The sequence below is a fragment of the Rhizobium jaguaris genome (assembly GCF_003627755.1).
Classification (GTDB): Bacteria; Pseudomonadota; Alphaproteobacteria; order Rhizobiales; family Rhizobiaceae; genus Rhizobium; species Rhizobium jaguaris.
In genome coordinates this window covers 1,794,567-1,806,448 of sequence record NZ_CP032695.1, presented here as the reverse complement: position 1 = coordinate 1,806,448, position 11,882 = coordinate 1,794,567, and the positions used below count along the sequence as shown (strand labels likewise).

The window sequence follows — 11,882 nt, the reverse complement described above, 5'->3', positions numbered from 1 at the left end:
CTCCCTATGCATTGCCCGTGGCGGCGCGCACCAGCGTTTCCGGCGTCAAGCCTTCGCGGTCGAACAGGCCGACCGAAAGTCCTTCCTTCATCACCAACACGCGGTCCGACATGCCGAGGATTTCAGGCAGTTCGGAAGAGATCATGATGATGCTGAGGCCTTCTGCCGCCAGCTCGCTGATGAAGCCGTGCACGGCCGCCTTCGAGCCGATGTCGATGCCCTTGGTCGGCTCGTCGAGAATGATGATCTTCGGTTGCGTCGCCAGCCATTTGCCAATCACCACCTTCTGCTGGTTGCCGCCCGAGAGCGTGCCGACAGGCACGGAAAGGGCGGCGGCACGCAGGTCCAGCCGTTCGGCATATTTGCGGGCGAGCGCAAACTCGTCGGCCGCCTTGAGGAAGCCCTTACGCGAGGTCCGTCCCAGCGAAGGCAGCGACATGTTCTGGTAGATCGGCATTGGCAGCGCCAGCCCATGGCGGCCACGCTCCTCCGGCACATAGACGATGCCGGCGCGGATCGCGTCATGCGGCGAATGGATATGGATTTCCTGACCATTCAATGTCAGCCGGCCGGAGAGCGGCCTGGTTATGCCGAAGAGCGATTGGCACAGTTCGGAACGGCCGGCGCCGATCAGGCCGTAGACGCCGAGGATTTCGCCGCGCTGGAGCTTGAAGGAGATGTCGCGGAATTCGGTGCGGTGGCAGTAGTTTTCGACTTCGAGCACGACGTTGCCGATCGTGACCGGCACCTTCGGGAAGGCATCCTTGACGTCGCGACCGACCATCATGCGGACGATCTCATCCTGCGGCGTCTCCTTCAGCCGGCCATGCCCAACGGCTCGGCCATCGCGAAAGACCACGAAATTGTCGGCGATTTCATAGAGTTCATCGAACTTGTGGCTGATGAACAAAATGGCCTTGCCCTTGGCCTTCAGACCTTCGACGATACGGAAGAGGTCATCGATCTCCTTGCGGGACAAAGCCGCGGTCGGTTCGTCCATAATAACAATGCGGGCCTCGATCGACAGGGCGCGGGCAATCGCCACAAGATGGCGCTGTGCGATGGAAAGGTCCTTCAGGCGGATCGACGGATCGATGGTGCTTTCCAGTGATTCCAGCAGCAGCCTTGACCGGCTATTCATCGTCTTCCAGTCGATGGTGCCGAATTTGGTGCGTGGCGCATGGCCGAGAAAGATGTTTTCGGCAACCGTCAGCTCATCGAAGAGCACGGTCTCCTGATGAATGGCGGTCACGCCAGCGTCAATCGCGGCCTGGGCGCTGTGGAACGTGGCCGGCTTGCCGTCGATGAGTATCTCGCCCTCGTTTGGACGATAGATACCGGTCAGAATCTTGACGAGCGTGGATTTGCCAGCGCCGTTTTCGCCGATCAGGGCGGTGACCTTGCCGGGATAAAGCGAGATGCTGACGCCATCGAGCGCCTTTACACCCGGAAAGATCTGAGAAATGCCGCGCATTTCCAGAATGGCGGTATTGCCCAAGGTTGGCATGCCAGCGGCGGGTCGTTGAAGGACTGTGGTCATCAGCAATGTACCGGATAAGTGAACCAAGTCCGGCGGCCGAAGCCGCCGGAAAGCTGCGAATGAGGTCGTCGATCAGAAGACCTTGGAGAACTGATCGATATTCGAAGCATTGTAGACGAAGGGATCGGCCATGGCGGCTTCGCCGTTGTCTCCGACCTTGATCTTGCCCATGCGGCCGGCATTGATCTCGCTGCCCGGCTTGCCGTCGGTTTCACCCTTGACGAGGCGGTAGGCGATCTGCGTTGCAGAGTAACCGAGGTCGATCGGGTTCCAGATCGCAAATTCCTTCGTGGCGCCCGACTTGATGGCGCCGGCCATTTCGGACGGCAGGCCGAGACCGGTCACATAGACCTGGCCGATCTTGCCGGCATCCTTGACGGCCTGCGAAGCGGCGAGCACGCCGACGGTGGTCGGAGCGACGATAACCTTGACTTCCGGATGCGACGTCATGAGGCCCTGGGCTTCGCGGTAGCTCTTGTCCGAAAGGTCGTCGCCGTAGACGGTCGTCACCAGGTTGAGGCCCGGGAAGTCCTTGAGCTGCTTCTTCATCTCGCCGATCCAGATGTTCTGGTTTGTGGCGGTCGAAGTCGCCGACAGGATGGCGAAATTGCCCTTGCCGCCGTCAAGATGGTCCTTGGCGAGCGTCAGGCACATCTTGCCGATCAGCTCGTTCGAAGACGGATTGAGCTGCAGGATGCGGCCGGCCGGAGCCACGCCGGAATCCCAGGAGATAACCTTGATGCCGCGCTGCGTTGCCTTCTTCAAGGCAGGCACCACAGCATCCTTGTCGTTGGCGGAGATAGCAATGGCGTCGACGCCCTGTGCGATCAGCGAGTTGATCACTTCGATCTGGGCTTCGGCGGTCGGCTGCGTCGGACCGGTGTAGATCACCTGGACGCCGCCGAGTTCCTTGGCAGCTTCCTGAGCGCCCTTGTTGGCCGCTTCGAAAAAGCCGTTGCCAAGCGACTTCACCACGAGGCCGATCTTGACATCTTTTGCACTTGCCGTGCCGGCCATCATTGCGACGGCCAGCGCTACGCCGATCGCCAATTTCTTTGCAATACTCATGTTTCTTCCTCCCAAAGTTGCCCAAAATTGATAGGCTACGCTCACCCCGTCACAGCCGCGCATTTCATGCGACTGACGGGGAATCCTCCCTCTCGGCCTGCGCCGTGACGCTCGCTATGATCAGCGATACGCCGGCATCCTCGATCATCCGCACAGTCTCCGCCGAAATGCCGTCATCGGTGATGATGGTGGTCACCTGTTCGAGCGGGCACAGAATCAGGCTGGAGCGCTGACGGAACTTGCTGGAATCAACCATCACAACCAATTCGTCGGCCTGGCGCATCAGCTTCTGCTCGCTCTGGATCACCAGCGCGTCGGCCTCCATGATGCCAAGCGGGCCGACGCCTTGCGCGCCGACGAACATGCGCCGCGCATAGAAGTTCCGGGTCGTGTCGTTGTCGAAGGGCGACAGGATCAGGCTCTGCTCGCGATAGATCGCGCCGCCCGGCACCGTCACAGTGTTTTTGGAATGCTTGACCAGATGTTCGGCAATGGCGAAGGAATTGGTCATCACCTGCAGCCGATAGGCCGAGATATAATGAACAAGCTGGAAGGTCGTCGTGCCGCCATTGATGATGATGGCGTCGCCCTGGCCGCATAGTTCGGCTGCCTTGCGCGCAATTGCTCGTTTCTTATCGATATTGACGCCTTCCGAAACCCGAAAGGGACGTCCAGCCAAATTGCCGAGCTGCGGAGGATGGATCGATTCCGCACCGCCACGCACGCGCCGGATCTTTCCCTGCACATGCAGGGCCGCAATATCACGGCGGATCGTCGCTTCGGAGGCCTCGGTCAATTCGGAAATATCCTGAATTGTCACCACAGGCTTTTCCTGTACGGCGCTCAAAATGATGCGATGGCGTTCACGTTCGTGCATCGGCTCCTCCTTCTCGGGTTATTTCGCAAATGTGACAAAGTGTCAATCACAAACGCTCAAAAACTTTCATATTGCATCGCAGCATTATCAAATTTGATCGTTTTCGATTGACAAAGCGACTGTGCGTGAGCGATATCGTGATTAACAAGGGCGGTTTGAGCATGTTTCGGACCGTCCGCAAGACATGATCTTATGGGAGGATGACATGGCGGCTGATATTCAGCTTCTGGAAAACCGTTGGGATGATGCATATGCGGCCGGCCTCGATGAGCCGGGCAAGCTTCTCTACCGGTCGAATCTGCTCGGTGCTGACAAGCGTATCACCAATTACGGTGGCGGCAACACATCGGCCAAGGTCATGGAAACCGATCCGCTGAGCGGCGAGAAGGTTAAAGTACTGTGGGTCAAAGGCTCCGGCGGCGATGTCGGCACCATCAAGCTCGACGGTTTTGCAACGCTTTATCAGGACAAGCTCGAGAGCCTGAAGAGCATCTACAAGGGAGTAGCCGACGAGGACCGCATGGTCGGCTTCCTGCCGCACTGCACCTTCAACCTTAACGCCCGCGCCGCTTCCATCGATACGCCGCTGCACGGTTTCGTGCCCTTCACTCACGTCGACCATATGCATCCCGACGCGATCATTGCGATCGCCGCTTCGAAGAATTCCCGTGAGTTGACGCGCGAAATTTTCGGTGGGGAAATCGGTTGGCTGCCCTGGCGGCGTCCCGGTTTCCAGCTCGGGCTCGATCTTGAAGCCTTCGTAAAGGCGAATCCGAATGCCAAGGGCGTTGTTCTCGAGAGCCACGGCCTCTTCACCTGGGCTAACGACGCAAGGAGCTGCTACGAACTGACACTTGCGATCATCAACAAAGCAATTCAATGGTTTGCGGCGAAAACTGAAGGTAAAACTATCTTCGGTGGTGCAGCCGTCCAGAGTCTGCCGCAGGCGGAACGCCGGGCGATTGCCGCCAAGTTGATGCCGGAAATCCGTGGTCGCATTGGCAAGGCTGAGCGTAAGCTCGGTCATTTCGACGATCAGGATGCTGTGCTCGAATTCGTCAATTCGAACAATCTCCGTCCGCTCGGCGCGCTCGGCACGAGTTGCCCGGACCATTTCCTGCGCACCAAGATTCGGCCGCTGATCGTCGATTTCGATCCGGCAAAGCCCGACGCCGATGCCGTCATCGCGGGTCTCGACCAGGCGCTGGAAGACTACCGCGCCGACTACGCCCGCTATTACAACGACTGCAAGCACGACAATTCGCCCGCCATGCGCGACCCTAACCCGGTGATCTTCCTGGTGCCAGGCGTCGGTCTGCTGTCCTTCGCTCGCGACAAGGCGACAGCACGCATTGCCGGCGAGTTCTACGTCAACGCCATCAACGTCATGCGCGGGGCTTCGACCGTATCCGAATATCAGGGCCTGCCGGAACAGGAAGCCTTCGATATCGAATATTGGCTGCTGGAAGAAGCGAAGCTGCAGCGCATGCCGAAGCCGAAGAGCCTTGCCGGCCGCGTTGCTTTTGTCACCGGTGGCGCCGGTGGCATTGGCCGCGCAACGGCGGCGCGTCTGGTGGGCGAGGGTGCCTGCGTGGTGCTGGCCGATATCGACCAGTCAGCACTTGAGAGCACGCAGGAGGATTTCACCAAGAAATACGGTGCTGACTCGGTGCGCAGCGTTAAACTTGACGTGACCAAAGAGGACGCGGTGATTTCCTCCTTCGCGGAAGCCTGCGTCGAATTCGGCGGCATCGACATCCTCGTGTCCAACGCCGGCATTGCCTCCTCCGCACCGATCGAAAGCACCGAGCTTTCGATGTGGAACCGCAATATCGATATTCTCGCCACCGGCTATTTCCTTGTCTCGCGAGAAGCCTTCCGGCTTTTCCGCCGTCAGAATCTCGGCGGCAACGTCGTCTTCGTCGCCTCCAAGAATGGCCTTGCTTCGTCGCCGAATGCCGCTGCCTATTGTACGGCCAAGGCTGCCGAAATCCATCTGGCGCGCTGCCTGGCGCTCGAGGGCGCGGAAGCGGGCATTCGTGTGAATACCGTCAATCCCGACGCCGTCCTGCGCGGCTCCAAGATCTGGAACGGCGAATGGCGCGAACAGCGTGCCGCCTCTTCGAAAATCGAGGTGGATGAGCTGGAGGAACATTATCGCAAGCGTTCAATGCTGAAGTTGAATGTTTTCCCGGAAGATATTGCAGAGGCTATCTATTTCCTTGCCTCCGATCTTTCCGCCAAGTCGACCGGCAACATCATCAATGTCGATGCCGGCAACGCGCAGAGCTTTACGCGGTAATGGATGCGTTTTCCCTTCTCCCCTCGGGGAGAAGGTGGCCCGAAGGGTCGGATGAGGGGGTGGCACCGCAAATGTGGTTCTATCTTTCGCTTATGCTCAAGATGTGAGTCGCTATGCTCCTCACTCCCCCTCATCTGCCTGTTGGGCATCTTCTCCCCGCTGGGGAGAAGACGGAAGATCGAAGCGCCGTAACATCTCAAATTGCATACCTGGGAGGAAAGAATGGCCGAGTTCAGAATTGCGCCGGATCTGGTCGCTGCGGAAAACGACAGGCGCGCTGCTGCGCTGAAATCCGATTATGAGGCGCTGGGCGCCACACTTGCCCGCCGCGGCGTCGATATCGAGGCGGTGACGAAAAAGGTTTCCGAATTCTTCGTCGCCGTGCCCTCGTGGGGCGTAGGCACCGGCGGCACGCGCTTTGCCCGCTTTCCTGGTACGGGCGAGCCGCGCGGCATTTTCGACAAGCTCGACGATTGCGCCGTCATCCATCAGTTGACGCAGGCGACGCCGACCGTTTCGCTGCATATCCCCTGGGACAAGGCGGATGCGAAGGAGTTGAAAGCAAAAGGCGACGCGCTCGGCCTCGGCTTTGATGCCATGAACTCCAACACCTTCTCAGATGCTCCCGGCCAGGCACATTCCTATAAATACGGCTCGCTCAGTCATGTCGACGCGGCAACCCGCGCCCAGGCAGTCGAACACAATCTGGAATGCATCGAGATCGGCAAGGCGATCGGTTCGAAGGCGCTGACGGTCTGGATCGGCGACGGCTCGAACTTCCCTGGCCAAAGCAACTTCACCAAGGCGTTCGAGCGTTATCTCGCTGCGATGGCAGACATCTACAAGGCACTGCCGGACGACTGGCGGCTGTTTTCCGAGCATAAGATGTACGAGCCGGCCTTCTACTCGACCGTTGTGCAGGACTGGGGCACCAACTATCTGATCGCCCAGACGCTCGGGCCAAAGGCCTTCTGCCTAGTCGATCTCGGTCACCATGCCCCGAACACCAATATCGAGATGATCGTCGCCCGCCTCATCCAGTTCGGCAAGCTCGGTGGCTTCCATTTCAATGATTCGAAATACGGCGACGACGATCTCGACGCCGGTGCGATCGAGCCCTATCGGCTGTTCCTCGTCTTCAATGAATTGGTCGACGCGGAGCATCGTGGCGTGAAAGGCTTCCGTCCGGCCCATATGATCGACCAGTCGCACAATGTTACCGACCCGATCGAAAGCCTGATTTCCAGCTCCAACGAAATCCGTCGCGCCTACGCGCAGGCATTGATCGTCGATCGCAAGGCGCTGGCGGACTATCAGGACGCCAACGACGCCCTGATGGCCTCCGAAACGCTGAAGCGCGCCTACCGCGCGGACGTGGAACCTATCCTCGCCGAAGCCCGCCGCCGCACCGGCGGCGCGATCGATCCAGTCGCGGCCTATCGGGCGAGTGGTTATCGCAAGAAGGTTGCTGCCGAGCGTCCAGCGTCGGTAGCAGGCGGCGGCGGAATTATCTGAGACATTAAAATTCGAGAAGCAAGCCACGCGCCGGCTTTCTCACCGGAAGATCGTCCTCTTCAAGCGGAGCGTTGGTAAGCTAGCGTTCCGTCAATGCGCCAGAGTCTGCCCCGGAATCGCCGACAGCAATTCCCGCGTATAGGGATGCTGCGGGTTGTTGATAAGCTCCGCGGCAGGCCTCAGTTCCACAATTTCGCCGCGGCGCATGACGGCGATGCGGTCGCAGACCTGGGCGGCAACATGCAGGTCGTGGGTGATGAACAGCATGGCGAGGTCGAGGCGGCCTTTCAGCTCTTCCAGCAGCTTCAGCACCTGCGCCTGCACGGTCACGTCGAGCGCGGAAACAGATTCGTCAGCGACGAGAACATCGGGCTTCAGCGCGAGCGCACGGGCAAGGCCGATGCGCTGGCGTTGGCCGCCGGAAAATTCGTGTGGCAGACGATCAATGGCGCGCGGATCGAGGCCGACGAGGGTCAAGAGCTGGCGGGCTTCCTGCAACGCCTCGGCATGGCTGACGCCGTGCGCGAGCGGACCATCCGCAATGCTGAGGCCGATCTTGCGGCGCGGGTTGAGCGAGGCGAAGGGGTCCTGGAAGACCATCTGGATGCGCTTGCGCGCCTGTCGCAGTTTGGCGCCTTTGAGCTTGGTGAAGTCGTCATCGGCGAGCATCACCTGGCCGCTGTCTGGATCGATCAGCCGCGTCACCAGCCGGGCGACCGTGGATTTGCCTGAACCGGATTCGCCGATCAGGCCCAGCGTTTCACCCCGCCGGATTTCGAAACTGACATTGTTGACCGCCTGGGTCCGGCGCTTCGGCTGCAGGAAACCTCCGCCGGAAACATAGGTCTTGCACAGCTTGTCGACGGAAAAAGCGATCGGGCGTGCGTCGGTCGAGGGGCGTTCCGGGGGAGTTGCCGAAGGGACGGCGGCGAGCAGCGCCTTGGTGTAGTCCTGGGTCGGGTGTTTCAGCACGCTTTCGGCCGTGCCCTGCTCGACCATCAGACCTTTCTGCAAGACCAGCACCTTGTCGGCGATATCGGCCACAACGCCGAAGTCATGGGTGATGAAGACCACGGACATGCCGCGCCGCTGCTGTATGTCGCGGATCAGCCGCAGGATCTGCGCCTGGGTGGTGACGTCGAGTGCCGTCGTCGGCTCGTCGGCAATCAGCACTTTTGGTTCCAAGGCCAGAGCCATGGCGATCATGGCGCGCTGGCGCTGGCCGCCGGAAAGCTGGTGAGGGAAGGAGCGGACGATACGCTCGGGATTGGGCAGGCCGACTTCGGTTGCGAGCGTCACGGCTCGCTCGGCCCGTTCCTTCTCGGTCAGCAAACCATGCGCTTCAAACACCTCGGCGATCTGATCGCCGATGCGCATCGAAGGATTGAACGCCGTCATCGGCTCCTGGAAGATCATGGAAACGCGCTTGCCGCGCAGGTCCCGCAGCACCTGTGGCGGCGCGCTGATGATATCGGCGCCCTCCAGCAGGATTTCGCCCTTCTCGATTCCGATCACCTTGGGAAGCAACCCCATGATGGTCTGGGCACACAGCGATTTCCCAGAGCCGGATTCTCCGACGATGCAGAGAATTTCCCGCTCTGCCAGGTCGAAGCCGAGGCCTTGCAGCGCATATTTCCGGTCTCCGCCCAGGGGGAGCGTGAGAGTCAAATCGCGGACGGAGAGAACGGAAGCAGACGTCATGGTTTCAATATCCCAAACTCAACAGCCGAGGGCGATGCCGTCCTTGCGATGGTCCGAGGCGCCGAGCAGGACGCCGCGCTCGTGATCGATCAAGATCGCTTGCGCGCCGCCGATCGGTTCATCCGCCCACTCGGTGACATGGCCGCGGCGTTCGAGGTCCCGCTTGATCTCTTCGGAGATCGTCGGTTCCAGCGATAGTTTGCCGCCGTAGCAGAAGCTGCGCGGCTGGTCGCTTGCCTGCTGCGGATCGAGATCGCGATCGAGGATCTGGCTCAACATGTGAGCGTGGCCGACGGCCTGATATTGACCGCCCATGACGCCAAAGCTCATGCGCGTCTTGCCACCTTCCATCAGCATGGCCGGGATGATGGTGTGGAAGGGTAGCTTGCCGGGGCCAATGGCGTTCGGATGACCTTCTTTGACGACGAAGCCGGAGCCGCGATTCTGCAGCAGCACGCCGGCGCGCGGCGCATAGATGCCGCTGCCGAAGGCGAAGAAAACCGAATTGATCAGCGAAATCGCATTGCCGTCGCGATCGACGACGGAGACATAGACCGTGTCCTTGTGCGTTGGTCCATCCCATACCGTGGCGTCGGCAGCGCGTTCCAGGCTGATCTTTGCGCGGATGGCGGCAATCGACTGGTTGGACAGTAGTTCATCGATGCTGAACGTTAGATAATCCGGATCGCTGATGAGCTGGTCGCGTTTGGCGTAAGCCGCCTTTGTCGCCTCTGCCAGCAGGTGGATGCGGTCCGCTTCGGTCAGCTTGGGATCGCGAAGGTCGAAACCGTCGAGAATGCGCGTAATCAGGATAGCGGCCAGGCCCTGGCCGTTCGGCGGGCATTCCAACAGGTCCCGGCCACGGTATTTGCCGGAAATCGGCACGGTCTCGAACGCCTTGTAATTGGCGAAATCACTTTCTTCATGCAATCCGCCAAGCGACTGCAGAACCTGGGTAATTTCCTCAGCGACCTTGCCGCGATAGAAGGCATCGCGGCCGTCCTTGGCGATGGCTTTCAGCGTCGCGGCGAGGGCAGGGTTGGCCATGCGCTCGCCGGTGCGCGGTGCGCGGCCGTGCGGTAGGAAATAGGCGGCAGCAGCCGGATATTTGGCGACACGGTCGCTGTAGCGGCGCCAGTCGAGTTCGACACGTGGGGTAATGCAATAGCCGTCTTCGGCGGCTGCGATTGCCGGCGCAAGCACACGGCCCATGTCGAAACGACCATAGGAACCGATCAGCCGGCACCAGGCGTCGACCGCGCCGGGAACTGTGACCGCATGCGGACTGTCGTCGGGAATGGCGGTGAAGCCCTTCTGAAGGAAGTAATCGAGCTTCGCATTTTGCGGAGCGCGGCCGGAGCCGTTGAGCGAGACGGGCGTACCGCCGGCAGGGCTATAGAGGGCAAAGCAATCGCCGCCGATACCGGTCATGTGCGGATCGATGACCGACTGCAGCGCAACCGCGGCAACTGCCGCATCGACCGCACTGCCGCCGGCACGCAGAATATCGACCGCCGCGAGCGTAGCCTGCGGATGCGAGGTCGCCGCCATGCCTCTGTCGGAAATCGCGACCGACCGGCCCGGCTTGAAAAAATCCCGCTGCTGCATGTCTTTCAACGTCCTCTGTCTGTTACTGTCTGCGCGTCACTCACGCGGCCTCAATGTCGTTTTACGGCGTTTTCTCTGCCAGGAAAGCCATGCCGAGATCGGCGCGCCCTGGAATTTCAAACAGCGTCTCGCGAAACTGGTCGAGCGCGATGGCGATGGCACCGAAGAGGCCGGCCTGGCTGCCGAGCGGGCTGATGGTGCAGGAGAGAGGCACGGGCACGCAACGCGACAGATAGAAGCTGATCCGCTCCACCAATTCGGGCCGTGCCCCGACGCTGCCACCGAAAATCACGACCTCGGGATCGACGACCGCGGAGATAGCAACGAGCGAGGTCGCGACGACACGCGCCACTTCGTCGATCACCATGCCCGCTGCCGGATCATCCCTGCGCTCGAACAATTCACGCACGGTCAGGCCAGGTGTGCCGCCGAGCGCCTCGTAGCGGCCGCGGATGGCGATGCTGCCGATCGCCGATTCCAGCGCGCCCGCCATGAAGGTACGGGAATCGAAGGGATCGGCCCCGATCGGAAGGGTGGAGATTTCGCCGGCCGCCCCGCGGGCGCCGCGGACAATGCGGCCCTCATTGACGATCCCCATGCCGATGCCGGTGCCGAGCGCCACGAAAACGAAATTGTCGATGCGACGGCCGTTGCCCAGCCACTGCTCTCCCTTGGCGGCCATGTTGACGTCGTTCTCGATGAGGATGTCATAGCCCAGCCTGTCGCGAAGAACGTCTTCAAAAGCCAAGTCCGTCAGGCCGGGGATATTCGGCACCATGGTAAGCCGCCGCGTCTTCGGATGAACGGCGCCGGGGATGCCGATTGCCCCCATCTTGACGGATTTCTTGGCAATGCCGGTCTTTTCGAGCAGCGCGTCATGGACGCGCACGATCTGGTCGACAACGCGTTCGCCGCCGCGTGAATCGGTGCTCTCTATAAGCTCGCCGACGATTGCGCCGGTAAGATCGGCGAGAGCGGCATGGATCTTGGTGCCACCAATGTCGACGCCAAAGACGAAGGCCTTCCGCGGCTCCAGTTCATAGGTCACCGCGCTTCGGCCAACCGCGCCCTGGGTACGGCCGGTTACGCGCAGCCAGCCCTCATCCTCAAGATCTCGGACGATCTCGGACATGCTTTGCTTCGACAGTCCCGTCAGACGCGCCAGCTCAGCGCGCGATACTGGGGCATTTTCGAAGACAGCGCGCAGCACGGTGCGCGATGTGATCTGCCGGGTAAGGGGAACGGATGTCGAAATATCTGTCATGGCCTAA

General features: G+C 60.6%; 8 protein-coding genes. 2 read left to right on the top strand and 6 right to left on the bottom strand.

The features are described from left to right. Positions 1-4: 4 nt before the first annotated feature. From CCGE525_RS30580 to CCGE525_RS30570, 3 genes are all read right to left on the bottom strand, one after another. The gene (locus CCGE525_RS30580) at positions 5-1,540 is read right to left on the bottom strand and encodes a sugar ABC transporter ATP-binding protein (protein ID WP_120707957.1); all 1,536 of its coding nucleotides are present in this window, start codon (positions 1,538-1,540) and stop codon (positions 5-7) included. A 72-nt stretch (positions 1,541-1,612) separates the two neighbouring features. Further along, a complete protein-coding gene (rhaS, locus tag CCGE525_RS30575; RefSeq protein ID WP_120707956.1) occupies positions 1,613-2,608 on the bottom strand; it encodes a rhamnose ABC transporter substrate-binding protein in 996 nt (331 codons plus the stop codon). A 64-nt stretch (positions 2,609-2,672) separates the two neighbouring features. Continuing rightward, the gene (locus CCGE525_RS30570) at positions 2,673-3,485 is read right to left on the bottom strand and encodes a DeoR/GlpR family DNA-binding transcription regulator (protein WP_120707955.1); all 813 of its coding nucleotides are present in this window, start codon (positions 3,483-3,485) and stop codon (positions 2,673-2,675) included. A gap of 205 nt (positions 3,486-3,690) precedes the next feature. Between CCGE525_RS30570 and CCGE525_RS30565 the strand changes: the two genes are divergently transcribed. Both CCGE525_RS30565 and rhaI read left to right on the top strand, forming a co-directional pair. Then, a complete protein-coding gene (locus CCGE525_RS30565; protein WP_120707954.1) occupies positions 3,691-5,787 on the top strand; it encodes a bifunctional rhamnulose-1-phosphate aldolase/short-chain dehydrogenase in 2,097 nt (698 codons plus the stop codon). A gap of 222 nt (positions 5,788-6,009) precedes the next feature. Continuing rightward, complete coding sequence (rhaI, locus tag CCGE525_RS30560; protein WP_120707953.1) at positions 6,010-7,302, top strand: L-rhamnose catabolism isomerase; 1,293 nt, start codon at positions 6,010-6,012, stop codon at positions 7,300-7,302. A 90-nt stretch (positions 7,303-7,392) separates the two neighbouring features. Here the strand turns inward: rhaI and CCGE525_RS30555 are convergent, their stop codons facing one another. The 3 genes from CCGE525_RS30555 to CCGE525_RS30545 all read right to left on the bottom strand — a co-directional run bounded on the left by CCGE525_RS30555 (position 7,393) and on the right by CCGE525_RS30545 (position 11,875). Then, positions 7,393-9,003, bottom strand: coding sequence for a dipeptide ABC transporter ATP-binding protein (locus CCGE525_RS30555; protein WP_120707952.1), 1,611 nt, complete (start codon positions 9,001-9,003; stop codon positions 7,393-7,395). Positions 9,004-9,021: 18 nt separating this feature from the next. Next, positions 9,022-10,611, bottom strand: a complete 1,590-nt coding sequence (gene ggt, locus CCGE525_RS30550; RefSeq protein WP_120707951.1) for a gamma-glutamyltransferase — start codon at positions 10,609-10,611, stop codon at positions 9,022-9,024. A 61-nt stretch (positions 10,612-10,672) separates the two neighbouring features. After that, positions 10,673-11,875: an ROK family transcriptional regulator gene (locus CCGE525_RS30545; RefSeq protein ID WP_120707950.1), complete on the bottom strand. Its 1,203-nt coding sequence runs from the start codon at positions 11,873-11,875 to the stop codon at positions 10,673-10,675. Positions 11,876-11,882 lie beyond the last annotated feature (7 nt).